At 74.9% G+C, this 13,717-nt stretch carries 14 protein-coding genes; 4 read left to right on the plus strand and 10 right to left on the minus strand.

Features of this window, described 5'->3' with window-relative positions; translation table 11 throughout:
- Positions 1-6 precede the first annotated feature (6 nt).
- Together HOP40_RS35795 and HOP40_RS35800 are read left to right on the plus strand one after the other, a co-directional pair.
- Positions 7-540, plus strand: coding sequence for a dTDP-4-dehydrorhamnose 3,5-epimerase family protein (locus tag HOP40_RS35795; protein WP_240157760.1), 534 nt, complete (start codon positions 7-9; stop codon positions 538-540).
- 1 nt (position 541) lies between these two features.
- Positions 542-1,378, plus strand: a complete 837-nt coding sequence (locus HOP40_RS35800; protein ID WP_240157564.1) for an SDR family oxidoreductase — start codon at positions 542-544, stop codon at positions 1,376-1,378.
- On the opposite strand, the gene rfbB is transcribed toward HOP40_RS35800, so the two are convergent.
- The 10 genes from rfbB to HOP40_RS07340 all read right to left on the minus strand — a co-directional run bounded on the left by rfbB (position 1,365) and on the right by HOP40_RS07340 (position 11,970).
- A complete protein-coding gene (gene rfbB / locus HOP40_RS07295; protein WP_172168020.1) occupies positions 1,365-2,333 on the minus strand; it encodes a dTDP-glucose 4,6-dehydratase in 969 nt (322 codons plus the stop codon). The two genes, HOP40_RS35800 and rfbB, sit on opposite strands and share 14 nt — an antisense overlap.
- 2 nt (positions 2,334-2,335) lie before the next feature.
- A complete protein-coding gene (gene rfbA, locus HOP40_RS07300) occupies positions 2,336-3,226 on the minus strand; it encodes a glucose-1-phosphate thymidylyltransferase RfbA (protein WP_172155920.1) in 891 nt (296 codons plus the stop codon).
- Positions 3,223-4,143, minus strand: a complete 921-nt coding sequence (locus HOP40_RS07305) for a decaprenyl-phosphate phosphoribosyltransferase (RefSeq protein ID WP_172155922.1) — start codon at positions 4,141-4,143, stop codon at positions 3,223-3,225. The genes rfbA and HOP40_RS07305 overlap by 4 nt, the downstream gene beginning before the upstream one ends.
- On the minus strand, positions 4,140-4,661 hold the full coding sequence (locus tag HOP40_RS07310) for a phosphatase PAP2 family protein (protein WP_420821790.1): 522 nt from the start codon (positions 4,659-4,661) through the stop codon (positions 4,140-4,142). The genes HOP40_RS07305 and HOP40_RS07310 overlap by 4 nt, the downstream gene beginning before the upstream one ends.
- Before the next feature lie 83 nt (positions 4,662-4,744).
- A complete protein-coding gene (locus tag HOP40_RS07315) occupies positions 4,745-5,551 on the minus strand; it encodes an HAD family hydrolase (protein ID WP_205347119.1) in 807 nt (268 codons plus the stop codon).
- A gap of 10 nt (positions 5,552-5,561) precedes the next feature.
- Positions 5,562-6,599: a DNA polymerase III subunit beta family protein gene (locus HOP40_RS07320; RefSeq protein ID WP_205347120.1), complete on the minus strand. Its 1,038-nt coding sequence runs from the start codon at positions 6,597-6,599 to the stop codon at positions 5,562-5,564.
- Positions 6,596-9,703, minus strand: a complete 3,108-nt coding sequence (locus HOP40_RS07325) for a SpoIIE family protein phosphatase (RefSeq protein WP_172155926.1) — start codon at positions 9,701-9,703, stop codon at positions 6,596-6,598. Before HOP40_RS07325 ends, HOP40_RS07320 begins: the two co-directional genes overlap by 4 nt.
- Positions 9,704-9,752: 49 nt before the next feature.
- The gene (locus HOP40_RS07330; RefSeq protein WP_172155928.1) at positions 9,753-10,190 is read right to left on the minus strand and encodes a DUF350 domain-containing protein; all 438 of its coding nucleotides are present in this window, start codon (positions 10,188-10,190) and stop codon (positions 9,753-9,755) included.
- A 33-nt stretch (positions 10,191-10,223) separates the two neighbouring features.
- Positions 10,224-11,387: a glutathionylspermidine synthase family protein gene (locus HOP40_RS07335; protein ID WP_172155930.1), complete on the minus strand. Its 1,164-nt coding sequence runs from the start codon at positions 11,385-11,387 to the stop codon at positions 10,224-10,226.
- 1 nt (position 11,388) lies between these two features.
- Positions 11,389-11,970 carry a hypothetical protein gene (locus HOP40_RS07340; RefSeq protein WP_172155932.1) on the minus strand — a complete coding sequence of 194 codons (582 nt, stop codon included), beginning with the start codon at positions 11,968-11,970 and terminating at the stop codon, positions 11,389-11,391.
- Between the two features lie 269 nt (positions 11,971-12,239).
- On the opposite strand from HOP40_RS07340, the gene HOP40_RS07345 reads away from it, so the two are divergent.
- Both HOP40_RS07345 and HOP40_RS07350 read left to right on the plus strand, forming a co-directional pair.
- Positions 12,240-13,343, plus strand: coding sequence for a septum formation family protein (locus tag HOP40_RS07345; RefSeq protein WP_172155934.1), 1,104 nt, complete (start codon positions 12,240-12,242; stop codon positions 13,341-13,343).
- Positions 13,344-13,368: 25 nt separating this feature from the next.
- Complete coding sequence (locus HOP40_RS07350) at positions 13,369-13,707, plus strand: metallopeptidase family protein (RefSeq protein WP_172155936.1); 339 nt, start codon at positions 13,369-13,371, stop codon at positions 13,705-13,707.
- The last annotated feature ends 10 nt before the right edge of the window (positions 13,708-13,717 follow it).

Below are 13,717 nucleotides of genomic sequence, written 5' to 3' on the forward strand. Positions count from 1 at the left end.
GTGAAGATGGTGGAGACGTCGATCCCCGGGCTGCTGCACGTCGAGCTCGCCCTGCACACCGACGAGCGCGGCTGGTTCAAGGAGTCCTACCAGCGCGCGAAGCTGGAGGCCGCGGGCTTCCCGCCGTTCGAGCCGGTGCAGAGCAACGTGTCCTTCAACGCCGATGTGGGCGTCACCCGCGGCATCCACGCCGAGCCGTGGGACAAGTACATCTCGCTCGCCAACGGCCGCGCGTTCGCGGCGATCGTGGACCTGCGACCCGGGGAGTCCTACGGCCGCGTCGAGACGTTCGACATGGACCCGGGCATCGCGCTGTTCGTGCCCCGGGGCTGCGGCAACAGCTACCAGACCCTCACCCCGGACGTCATCTACACCTACCTGGTCAACGAGCACTGGTCGCCGGACGCGCAGTACACCCTGATCCAGGCGTTCGACCCGGCGCTGGGCATCGACTGGCCGATCGGGCCCGAGGACGCGATCCGCTCGGAGAAGGACCGCCACCACCCCCGGCTCGCCGAGCTGGCCACGGGGGTGCGCTGACGTGCGGGTGCTCGTGCTCGGGGCGAACGGCCAGGTCGGCCGCGCCCTCACCGCCGCGCTGCCCGACGCCATCGGGCTCACGCGCGCGCAGTGCGACGTCGCCGACCCCACCGGCGTCGACTGGGCCGCGTTCGACGTGGTCGTCAACGCCGCCGCGTACACGAAGGTCGACGCCGCGGAGACCCCGCAGGGCCGCGTCGACGCGTGGCGGACCAACGCGGGCGGGCCGGCCGCGCTCGCCGCACGAGCCCGGGCGCACGGCACCACGCTCGTGCACCTGTCGAGCGAGTACGTCTTCGACGGCACCCACGACGGCCCGATCCCGGAGACCGCCCCGGTCGCCCCGCTGGGCGCGTACGGCGCCTCGAAGGCGGCGGGCGACGTCGCCGTCGTCGCGGGGGTGGAGCGGCACTACCTCGTCCGCCCGACGTGGGTGGTCGGCGACGGCGCCAACTTCGTGCGCACGATGCTCGGCCTCGCGGGCCGCGGGATCGAGCCGACGGTGGTGTCCGACCAGATCGGGCGCCCGACGTTCGCCGTGGACATCGCCGCCGCGATCGTGCACCTCGTGACGACCGGTGCGCCGTTCGGCACCTACCACCTCACCGGTGGCGGCGAGCCGGCCTCGTGGGCCGACGTCGCCCGCGCCACCTACGCGCTCGCCGGCCGTTCCGAGCTGCGGGTCACCGGCACGAGCACGGCCGAGTACTTCGCCGACAAGCCCGGGACGGCCCCGCGCCCGCTCAACAGCGTGCTGGACCTGGGCCGCATCGAGGCGGCCGGCGTGGTCGCCCCCGACTGGCGGCAGCGGCTGGCGGAGTACGTCAGCGCGCCCTGAGGGGCTCCCACCAGGCGCGGTTGTCGGCGTACCAGGCCACCGTGTCGGCGAGGCCCTGCTCGAACGGCACCTGCGGGGCGTACCCGAGCTCGTCGGCGATCTTCGACCAGTCGACGCTGTAGCGCCGGTCGTGGCCCTTGCGGTCGGCCACCTGCTCGATCATCGAGTCGTCGGCCCCCACCGCGGCCACCAGGCGGTGCGTCAGCTCGCGGTTGGTCAGCTCGGTGCCGCCGCCGATGTTGTAGACCTCGCCGTCGCGGCCCTTCTCGGCGACGAGCTGGATGCCGCGGCAGTGGTCGTCGACGTGCAGCCAGTCGCGCACGTTGAGGCCGTCGCCGTAGAGCGGCACCTTCTTCCCGTCGAGCAGGTTGCTCACGAACAGCGGGATGACCTTCTCGGGGAACTGGTGCGGCCCGTAGTTGTTCGAGCAGCGCGTGATGCAGACCGGCAGGCCGTGGGTGCGGTGGTAGGAGCGGGCCAGCAGGTCCGACGACGCCTTCGACGCCGAGTACGGCGAGTTGGGCTCCAGCGGGTGGGTCTCCGGCCACGAGCCCTCGTCGATCGAGCCGTAGACCTCGTCGGTGGAGACGTGCACGAACCGGCCGACCTCCGCGTCCAGCGCGGCCTGCAGCAGCACCTGCGTGCCGACGACGTTGGTGGAGACGAAGTCGGCCGCGCCGGTGATCGAGCGGTCGACGTGCGACTCCGCCGCGAAGTGCACCACCACGTCGGTGCCGGCCATCACGTCGGCGACGGCGGCGGCGTCGCGGATGTCGCCGTGGACGAACCGCAGCCGCTCGTCGGCCTCGGGGAGGTTGGTCAGCGTGCCGGCGTAGGTGAGCAGGTCGAGGACCACCACCTCGGCGCCGGCGAACGCCGGGTAGGCGCCGCCCAGCAGCGACCGCACGTAGTGCGATCCGATGAACCCGGCACCGCCGGTGACGAGGACCCGCATGCTCATGCCTTCCGGTGTGCGTCGGCCACGGCCATGACGTACTCGCCGTAGCCGGACTTGCCCTGCGCCGCGCCCAGGGCGTAGCAGGCGTCGGCGTCGATCCAGCCGCGCTCGAGCGCGATCTCCTCCAGGCAGGCGATCCGCACGCCCTGCCGGTGCTCGAGCACCTGCACGTACTGCCCGGCCTCGAGCAGCGAGTCGTGGGTGCCGGTGTCGAGCCAGGCGAACCCGCGGCCGAGGTCGACCAGCCGGGCGGCGTCCTTGTCGAGGTACGCGCGGTTGACGTCGGTGATCTCCAGCTCGCCGCGCGCCGAGGGCGTCAGGCCGCGGGCGACGTCGACCACGCGGTCGTCGTAGAGGTAGAGCCCGGTGATCGCGCGGTTGCTGCGCGGCTTCGCGGGCTTCTCCTCGATGTCGGTCAGCCGCCCGTCCGCGTCGGCGACGCCCACGCCGTAGCGCTCGGGGTCGCGCACCGGGTACCCGAACAGGACCGCGCCGTCGTCGCCGCGCTCGACGTCGGCGATGCAGGCGCGCAGCGTGTCGGCGAAGCCGGGCCCGTGGAAGATGTTGTCGCCGAGTACGAGCGCCGTGGCGTCGCCGTCGATGTGGTCGGCGCCGATGAGGAAGGCCTGCGCGATGCCGTTCGGCTCGGGCTGCGCGGCGTAGGACAGCCGCAGGCCCAGCTCGGCCCCGTCGCCCAGCAGGCGGCGGAACATCGACTGCTCCTCGGGCGTGGTGATCACCAGGATGTCCCGGATCCCGGCCAGCATCAGCACCGAGAGCGGGTAGTAGATCATCGGCTTGTCGTAGACGGGCAGCAGCTGCTTCGACACCGCGCGGGTGATCGGGTGCAGCCGGGTGCCGGCGCCGCCGGCCAGGATGATGCCCTTCACGCGTACACCGCCACCGTCAGCGCGGCCAGCCAGGCCAGCGCGAGCACCTGAAGGACCCGGTCGCCCAGGGCGATCTCCTCGGGCTCACCGCCGTTGCCGTTGTCGACGTCCACCGCGTACCGCAGCACCGCCACCACGAACGGCACGATCGAGATGGCCGACCAGATCGGGTTGTGCTGGGTCTCGCGGATCTCGAAGGCCCACAGGCTGTAGGTCGTGATGAGGACCGTCGCCGACAGGCCCCACACGAACCGCAGGTAGGACGCCGAGTAGCTCTCCAGCGACTTGCGGATCTTCGCGCCGGTGCGCTCGGCCAGCATCATCTCGGCGTACCGCTTGCCGGCGACCATGAACAGCGAGCCGAACCCGGCGACGAGCAGGAACCACTGCGACAGGCCGATCGAGGTGGCCGCACCGCCGGCGATCGCCCGGAGCAGGAAGCCCGACGCGACGATGCAGATGTCGAGGACGGGCTGGTGCTTGAGCCAGAAGCAGTACGACAGCTGCACGACGACGTACACGGCGAGCACGACCACGAGCTGCACGCTCGCGACCAGCGAGATCGCGACGGCGGCCAGCAGCAGGACGACCGCCACCGCGACCGCCAGGCGCGGCGGGACGATCCCGGCGGCGATCGGGCGGTGGCGCTTGGTGGGGTGAGCGCGGTCGGCCTCGACGTCCTTCGCGTCGTTGACCAGGTAGATCCCGGACGCGGCCAGCGAGAACGCCACGAACGCGACGGCGAGCTGCAGCCCGATGCCGGGCCGGAGCAGGTCGCCCGCCGCGAACGGGGCGGCGAGCACGAGCACGTTCTTGACCCACTGCCGCGGGCGCATCGTCTTCAGCACCCCGCGCGCCACGGCCGCCGGCGTGCGCTGCGGAGCCACGTCCGTGGCCGGCGTGTCGGTGCTGGTCATCGGGATCTCCTCCGGGTGGCGCGGCGGGCTCCCGCGGCCACGGCGGCGCCGAGCAGGGAGCCGGCGACGACGTCGCTGGGGTAGTGGACGCCGAGCACGAGCCGCGACAGCGCCATCGGCGGCACCAGCACCGCGACCAGGGGCCGCCCGACGAGCGCGCCGAACAGGACGGCCGCGGCCGTGGTCGACGTGGCGTGCGCGGACGGGAAGCTGAGCTTCGACGGGACGCCCACCCGGACCTCGACGGTCGGGTCGTCGGGCCGGGGCCTGCGCACCACGCGCTTGACCCCGATCGACGCGCCGTGGGCGAAGGCGACGCCCGCGGTGGCGACGAGCCACTCGCGCCGGCGCGGGGGGTCGAGCAGGGCGCCCGCGGCGCCGAGCGCGAGCCAGCCGGCGGCGTGCTCGCCGAACAGCGACATCCCCCGGGCCACGCGCACCACGGCCGGCGGGCCGACGGTGCGCTGCACGGCGCTCAGCGCGCGCACCTCGAGGGCGCGGACATCGGGCTGGGCCACGACGGGGCCTCCAGGGGTGCCGGCGGGGGCGGACCACCGGCCGATCGGGGTTGCTCGGGCGTCGGCGATCCTACGCGGGCCCCTCAGAACCACCGTTCGAGCACCAGCGCCAGGCCGTCCTCGCCGTTGGTCGCGGTGATCTCGTCGGCCACGTCGTGCAGGACGGGGTGGGCGTTGCCCATCGCCACGCCGTGCCCGGCCCAGCGCAGCATCTCCAGGTCGTTGGGCATGTCGCCGAACGCGATGACGTCGGCGACGTCGACGCCGAGCCGCCCGGCCACCTCGGAGAGCCCGGTGGCCTTGGTGACGCCCGGCGGGGAGATCTCGACCAGGCCCCCGGGGTGGGAGAACGTGAGGTCGCCGATGTGCCCGACGACGGGCGCCAGCGCCGCGACCATCGCCTCGCTGCGCAGCTCCGAGCACCGCACCAGCATCTTCACGGCCGGCGCGGTGAGCAGGTCGGAGCGCTCGGTGATCGCGTTGTCGGAGTCGGGCCAGGCGTGCCGGTAGGCGGGCTCGGCGACGAACGCGTCCCGGTCCTGGGCGCTCGTGCCGACCCGCTCCACCGCCAGCCCGCTCGTGGGTAGCACGTCGGCGACGGCCTGCGCGATGTCGGCCAGCGCGGCGGGCTCCAGGGTCTGCGACCACAGCACGCGGTCCTCGACGGCGTCGTAGAGCACGCTGCCGTTGGCGCACACCGCGAGCCGCCCGACCCCGACGGCCGCGACGACCGGCGGGATCCAGCGCGGCGGCCGCCCGGTGACCAGCACGAAGCCGACACCCGCCGCGACCGCCCGCCCGATCACCGCGGCGGCGCGGGGGGTGACCTGGTCGTGGGGGTCCAGCAGCGTGCCGTCGACGTCGGACGCGACCAGTCGGGGAGCCTGCACCCCTCCCACCCTACGGAGTGGGTGCGGCCTCCGGCTCGTCCAGGCGCACCGGCATGAGCAGCGAGAACGCGTCGGCGGAGCGCAGGGCCACCGGCGCGAGCGGGCCGTCGAGCTCGAGGCGCAGCGGTCCGGGACCCCCGGCGTCGACGGCCTCCAGCAGGAACTCCGCGTTCACCCCGACGCCGTCGTGCCCGGCGCCGACCACCAACCGGCCCGCGCCGTCGACGGCGAGCACCGTCACCTGCGCCCCCGCGACGCGGCGCGTGCCGCCCGCCGCGACCGCGGCCCGCAGCTCGGCCGCCTCCACCGCGACCCCGCGGTCCGAGGGGGCGGGCAGCAGGCGCCGGTGGTCCGGGAACGCGCCCTCGACCAGCGGGTGCGCGGTGCCGCCGACCGTCACCGCGGCGTCGTCGACGCGCAGGACGCCGTCGCCCGCGGGCAGGTCGGGCGGCACGACGACCGACCGCGCCGGCCCGTCGAGGGCCAGCACGGGCACCGAGGCGACGGCGACGCGGTAGCGGTCGGTGGCGACGACGGTGAGCACCTCGGGCCCGACGTCGAGCAGCACGCCGTGCAGCACCGGGAACTCCGGGTCGGAGCCGACCGCGAACCGGACGGTGCGCAGCGCGGCGGCCAGTGCGGGGGCGTCGACGGTGACGGTGGTGGGGGTGGTCGGGGTGGTCGGGGTCACGGGGGTCTCCTCCGGGGCGAGCAGGTCGCGGACGGTGGAGAGCTCGCGGCGCGCGGCGGCCACACCCTGTTCGAGCCGGTGCAGGTGCCCGGCCAGCAGGGCGTCGACGGCGTCCGGGTCGTGGCGGTGCGCGAGCACCTCCCGGATGCCGGCGAGCGGCATCCCGACCCGGCGCAGCGACGCCACCAGGCGGGCGACGACCAGCTGCTCGGGGGCGTAGCTCCGGTAGCCGCTGCGCGGGTCGACGTGCGCGGGCCCGAGCACCCCGGCGCCGTCGTAGAAGCGCAGCGCGCTCACCGTCAGGCCCGACGCCCGGGCCATCGCCCCGATCCCCCGCCAGCTCTCCACACCGCTCACCGTGGAGCCTCGACCTCCTCGAGGGTCAAGGGCGGCACCGTCGTGACCGTCAGGGCGGCGTCGAGCCCGGTGAGCGCGAGCACCCGTGCGGGCGCGGACCCCTCCGCGACGACCACGGACACCCGCCCGCCCGCGCCGGCGAGCAGGGCGACCCCGGCGCTGCTGAGGTAGCGCAGCCGGGTGAGGTCGACCACGGCGTCCTCCCCCGCCTCGCGCAGGGCGGCGGACACGCGGTCGCGGCCGCCCACGTCGAGGTCACCGCGCAGCACGAGCTCGGGGCGGTCGTCCGGCCGGGTCCGCCGCTCCACGGAGAGCTCCGCCCCGGCGGGCGGGGCCGGGCGCACGGCCGGCGGGCGCCCGGGCTGCTCGGGACCGGGTGGCACGCGGAACAGCACCGTCGTGCCGGAGTCGCGGCGGTCCAGCACCATCCCCTCGGTCAGCCGGTCCATCACCCGCAGGCCGTGCCCGCGGTGCCCGTTGTCCGCCGGCACCGGGCGCCAGCGGCCCCGGTCGCTCACCCGTACCCGCACCCCGCCCTGCGCGTCGCGGGCCAGCACGCAGGTGAACGATCCCGGCCCGTCGGGGTAGGCGTGCTCGGCGGCGTTGGCGGCCGCCTCACCGACGACGAGCTGCAGGTCGTCGACGTCGTCCTCGGGGAGGCCGGCGAGCCCGGCCCACTCGTCGATCCTCCCGCGCAGCGAGCGCATCGAGGCGGCGGCCGCGGGCAGCTCGACCACCAGCGGCGCGGGCACCCGCCGCACCACCAGCAGCGCGACGTCGTCGGCCGGGCCCTCGTCACCCAGCAGGCCCCGGACGAGTGCCGCCACCAGCGGACGGGGGGCGTCCACCGCGGCGCCCGCGGCGGCCGCGCGCAGCCGCGCCAGCCCGTCGTCGACGTCCTCCCCGCGCCGCTCCACCAGCCCGTCGGTGTAGAGCACGAGCGATGCACCCGGCTCGATCCGGGCCCGGGCCTGCCCGTACGCCGCGCGGTCGCGGACGCCGAGCACCGTGCCACGGCCCGCCGGGTCGTCCAGCAGGCGTGCGCCCCCGCCGTCGACGACGAGCACCGGCGGGTGCCCGGCCAGGGCCCAGACGAGCTCGCCGGACTCCCAGTCGAGGACCAGGCAGGCGCAGGTGCTGCCCACCGAGCCCGCCACGCGGGCCGCGAACGCGTCGAGGCGCTCCAGCGCGTCCGCCGGGGAGGCGCCGTCGAGCAGGATCGCGGCCAGGGCGCTGCGCAGCTGCCCCATGACGGCGGCCGCGGTCGGCCCGTGCCCGACGACGTCACCGACGACGAGCGCGACGGAGGTCGGACCCACCGGCAGCATCTCGAACCAGTCGCCGCCCGCCCTCGCGTGCGCCGCGGACGGGGTGTAGCGCGAGGCCGCGACCAGGCGGTCCAGCGCGGGCAGCGCGGCCGGCAGCAGGCTGCGCTGCAGCACCTCGGCCACCTCGTGCTCGGCCTGGTGGAGCCGCGCCCGGTCCAGTGCCTGGGCGCACTGCTCGGTCACGCTCCGCACCGACGCGCACCGCGCGTTGTCCAGGCCCGGCCCGGCGGACCAGAGGCCCAGCACCGCGACGGCCCGGCCCGCCACCACGACGGGCACGGCCTGCGGCATCGCGTCCCACACGGGCAGGCCGGTGCGCACCGCCCGGGCCAGCGGGTGGTCGGCACCGTGCTCGGTGGGCAGCCCGGCGGGTTCCGGGCCGCGCAGCGCCGCGATCTCCCATCGGCCCGCGCGCGGCGACAGGACGACGGCCGCGTCGGCCCCGAGCTCGCCGGCGTGGTCGAGCGCGACGTCGAGCACCTCCTGCGGGGTCGTCGCGCCGGAGAGCGCGGCCGTGGCGCGCTGGAGCAGGCGCAGCTGCCGGTTGGCCTCCCGCTCGCGCGCGAGCAGGCGCTCCCGCTCGGCCTCCGCGCGCCGGCGCTGCGTGATGTCGCGCCCGATCGCCTGCACCAGCCCGTGCCCGGCGGAGCGGATCGACAGCTCCACGGGCACCAGCGCGCCGTCGCGCCGTCGCAGCTCCCACACCTCCGAGACGGGCTCACCGGAGCCGAGCCGGGCCAGCAGCCGCCGGAGCCGCTCGCCGTCCTCCTCCCGGGCCACGTCCGACACGCGGAGCTCCAGCAGCTCGGCCCGCGAGTACCCCAGCAGCGCGCAGGCCGCGTCGTTCGCGTCGACGTAGCGCTGGTCCTCGTCGCACAGCCAGATGCCGTCGCTCGCCCGCTCCACGATCATCCGGTAGCGCTGCTCGCTCTCCCGGACCGTCGCGAGGGCGTGCGCGCGCTGCAGCGACTCCCAGCAGCGCGTCACGACCGTCGTGAGCAGCTCGACGTCCGCCGCGGTCCACAGCCGTGGCGACGCCTGGTGCACCGCCATCGCGGCGACGAACCGGCCGCCCTTGTGCAGCGGCAGGCAGACCACGCCGACGATGCCCGTCTGCTCGTAGACCCACAGCTGGTCGGGCCGGACGCGCGGGTCGGTGGACGCGTCGGACACGACGTACGGGTCGCCCGCGCGCATGAGCCGCAGCGTCTCGGCCCCGAACTGCGACATCGCGAACCGGCCGGTCAGCGGGGGCAGGCCGCGGGCGTAGCTGCCGGTCATCGTGAAGTGGTCGGCGTCGGCCTCGGCCTCGGCGTAGGCGCTGCGGTCCACCGCCAGGTGCTCGCCGAGCAGCCGGGCGACGGTCGACATGATCTCGTCGGCGTCCTCCAGGGGCTGCAGGGCCCGCTCCAGCCCGGCGAGGAAGCGGTCGCGGGCCGCGGGGTCGTCGGTGGGGGCGCCGGTGTCGACGACCACGACCGCGCCCGTGACCCGTCCGTCCTGCAGCGCCGGCTCGACGTTGCGGCGGACGGCCACCGAGGTGCCACCGGGCCGCCGGAAGACGTCCACGCCGCGCTCGGCGCGCCCGCGGGCCAGCGCGCGGTGCACGGGGCAGTCGGCCGCGCCGTGGGCGTCGCCGTGCACGAGGCGGTGCAGGTCGGTGCCGACGACGTCGGCCTCCGGGCGCTGCAGGACCTCCGCCGCGCCCGCGTCGACCGCGCGCACCAGCCCGTCGCCGTCCAGCACGATCGTTCCCACCGGGACCCGCCCGCTCACGAGGGGCGACGGTACCCACTCCGGACGGCCCCCGCCCGCCACCGGCGGCTCAGATGATCGCGAAGGCCACCACGAGGCCCAGCGCCAGGTGCGCGGCGGCGATGAGGAAGCTCTGCGGCAGGACGCGGTCGGCGGCCAGGACGCCGCCGATGTCGATGCCCATGACCCACTCCAGCAGCCGGACGGCGCCGACCTGGGCCAGGATCCCGATGACGCCGAAGATCGCGGTCTGGATCAGGCCCTCGGTGAGGAAGCCCGACGAGGTGTAGATCGCGGTCACGACGATCAGCGCCATGCTGATCATGCCCGCGGCGGTGATGACGACGGCGTTGGGCAGTCCCTCGCGGACCATCACGTTGAGCTTGCCCGGCGTCGTGAGGTCGACGGCGTAGAAGCCGAGCAGCATGAGGATCACGCCGAGCACCGCGTAGAGCAGGATGGCGCCGATGCCGACGCCGATCACCGAGAAGAAGCCCGGGTTGATCATCTGGGGAGCCTTTCGTGGTTCGTGCGGGGTGGTTCAGGCGGGGATGCGGTGGGGGACGAACGCCGCGCCGTCGTCGGTCACCAGGCCGACGGTCTCGCGGATGCCGAGCCCGGCCGCCGTGTCGCCCACGACCCAGGCGCCCAGCGCGGGCCGGAACCCGTCGAACTCGGGGAGCGGGGAGAAGAGCTGGTAGACGTAGCCCTCCTCGCCGTAGACGCCGCCCGTCTCGTGCTCGTACCCGGGGGCGACGATCGAGATGTTGGCGCCCTCACGGCCCAGCCGGGGCTTGCGGACGTACTCGGTGAGCAGCCCGGGCTGGTCGAGGTAGGCGGGCAGCAGGTTGGGGTGGCCGGGGTACATCTCCCACAGCACCGCGAGCAGCGCCTTGTTCGACAGCACCGTCTTCCACAGCGGCTCGACCCACAGCGTCTCGGGGAGGCTGCGCAGCACGTGCTTGCCGAAGTCGTCGGTGACGACCCACTCCCACGGGTAGAGCTTGAAGACCGCGGCCATCGGCGACTCCTCGAGGTCGACGAAGCGGTCGAGCACCGCGTCCCAGCCGATGTCCTCGATCGCCAGCCCGACGGTGTTGAGCCCCGCCTCGGCGGCCGTCTCCTGCAGGTAGCCGACGGTGACGTGGTCCTCGCCGCTCGCGTCGGCGCCCGACCAGGTGAAGTAGACGTCGTCGCCGGGGAGCCGCGCCTTCAGCTCGCCCCAGCGCTCGACGAGCTTCTCGTGCAGGGAGTTCCACTGGTCGTCGTCGGGGTGGACGTCCTTGAGCCAGTACCACTGCAGCAGCGACGCCTCGAGCAGCGTGGTCGGGGTGTCGGCGTTGTACTCCAGCATCTGCGCGGGGCCGGAGCCGTCGTAGCGCAGGTCGAAGCGGCCGTAGACGTGCGGGTCGCTGCGCCGCCACGACGCGGCCACGCCCTCCCACGCGTACTCCGGGATCGCGAAGTCGCGGAAGCGCTCGGTGGTGACGACGTGGTCGACGGCCTCCAGGCACATCGAGTGCAGCACCTCGACGTCGGCCTCGAGCGAGAGCACCTCGTCCATCGAGAACGTGTAGTGCACCGACTCGTCCCAGTACGGCCGCGCCGCGCCGCCCTGGCCGCGGCCGGGCGCGCCGTAGACCATGCCCTGCTCGCGGACGGTCTGCTCCCAGCCGGCGCGCGGGGTGCTGCGGTGGCGCTGCACGTCAGGAGCCGCTCGAGGATCCGCCGCCGGACACGCCCAGCCCGCCGCGCGAGACGCCGCTGCTCGACGCGCGCGGGGAGATGTCCCGGCCCGAGGAGGTGGTGACGCGGGTGCCGCCTCCGGGCACCGAGGTCGTGCCGCCGGACACGCGCTGCCCGATGGCGCCGGACCCGCCGTAGTTGTAGTGGTACTGCCGGCCGCCGCCGCCGATGAAGATCGGGTAGAAGCCGCCGCCGTGGTAGCCGTCGTTCGCGACGGGCGTGACGCAGTTGGAGTCGTCGACGATCTCGTTGGTCTCCTCGTCGACGCACTGCGCCTGGATCTCCTCCTCGGGCCGCGCCGCCGCGTACCCGACGGCGATCAGCGCGACGACGCCCACGGTGACGCCGGCGCCCACGAGGATCCGGCTGCGCTTCTTCTTGCCGCGCGCCTCGTCCTCGGCGGCCTGCCGCTCGGCGGCCTCCCGGCGGCGCTCCGCCTGCTCGCGGGCCCGGCGCTCCGCCAGCGTGGGTTCGCGCGGGGTCGTCGATCCGTCCTGGAACCGCATGCTGCCCGGTTCCGGACGCTCCTCGTCGTCGCGCATGGCCGCCCCCTCACAGATCCGTTCGCGCGCGCACGCTACCCGGGACGGCGCGCCGCGCGAACACGGACGTTCGCAGCACGGCGACGACCGATGACCGCGCCACGACGACCGCGACGGTGAGTGACGGCGGAGGTCACGGCATGATGACGGTCGTCATGGAACGAACCCTCACCGCTCCCCGGTCCGCACGTGACGACGACGCTCCCCCGCTCCCCCCGTCGTCCGCCGTCGCGCCGGGTGGACGTGCACCCAGCCCCGCCGTGCACCCCGTGCGCCGTGTCGTCACCGGTGTCGTGGTCGGCGCCCTGCTGATGCTGGGCGCCGCCTCGCTCGACACCTTCACCGACGCGGAGGTCCCCGTGCTGGGGTCGTTCGCCGCGGTCGCCGCCCCGCCCGAGGAGCCCGAGGTCGTGGAGGTGCCGGCCCCGCCCGCCACCCCCGGCACGTGCCTGACCTGGAGCCGGGCCGACGCGGCCGACACCGCGCTGGTCGACTGCGCCCAGCCGCACCTGTTCGAGCAGGCCGGCACGGTCGTGCTCGCCGACCAGGTCGCGCTGCCCGACGACTCGACGTGGCGCCAGCTCGTCGACGAGCGCTGCGGTCCCGTCGTCCTGTCCTACCTCAACGACGTGTTCGACCCCGACGGCCGCTACCGCGTCGGCGCGCTCAAGCCGTCGGCGTCGAAGTGGGAGCAGGGCGACCGCGAGCTGCGCTGCGGCCTGCAGAGCGCCTCGCGCTCCGGGGCGCTCTACCCGATGACCGGGCGCGTCGCCGAGGGTGACCAGGCCGCCGTCCAGGAGCCGGGCGTGTGCCTGGCGATCGACGGCCCCCGCGTCGGTGACCCGGTGGCCTGCTCCGGCCCGCACGCGCTGGAGACCGTCGGCATCGTCGACATGGCGGCCGACTTCCCGGACGGCTACCCGGCCGTCGCCGACCAGGACGCGTACCTGCAGCCCAAGTGCAACGAGATCGCGGCGGCCTACGCGGGCGGCCCGACCGTCGTCACCGACAAGGGGCTCACGGTCTACTGGAACAACATCAGCGAGGAGTCGTGGGCGGCGGGCACCTACCGCGCCAACTGCAACGTGGCGGCGCTGCTGCCCGACCGCAGCGGATTCGCGCCCGTCACCGGCCCGGTCACCGGCGACGTCGTGATCGGCGACCAGCTCGCGCCGCCCGCCGAGAACACGCCCGACGCGGGCATCCCGGCGCCGCCGACCACCACCCCGGCCGCCCCGACGACGGCACCGCCCGCCGACGGCACCGGCACCCCGTCCCCGACGCCCGCGCCCGCCGAGGGCGCGCCGCCGGCCGGGGAGGCCCCGCCCGCGGAGGTCCCGCTCGAGGTCCCGGTGCCCCTCGAGGGCACCTGACCGGATCGCGGTCACCGTGCTCGAGATGACGCGGCGGCGCTTCGAGGAGCTCGTCGCCGACGCGCTGGACACGATCCCGCCCGAGCTCACCGCGGCGATGGACAACGTCGTGGTGCTCGTGGAGGACCGCAACGCCGAGGAGCCGGAGCTGCTCGGGCTCTACGAGGGCATCGCGCTGACCGAGCGGACGTCGTCCTACGGCGGGTACCTGCCGGACCGGATCTCGATCTACCAGGACGCCATCCTCGACGTGTGCACCGACGCCGACGAGGTGGTGCACGAGGTGGCGGTCACGGTGGTGCACGAGGTGGCCCACCACTTCGGCATCGACGAGGACACGCTGCACGACCTCGGCTGGGGCTGAAGACCCGCGA

This window comes from Pseudonocardia broussonetiae, from assembly GCF_013155125.1.
GTDB classification, from domain to species: domain Bacteria; phylum Actinomycetota; class Actinomycetes; order Mycobacteriales; family Pseudonocardiaceae; genus Pseudonocardia; species Pseudonocardia broussonetiae.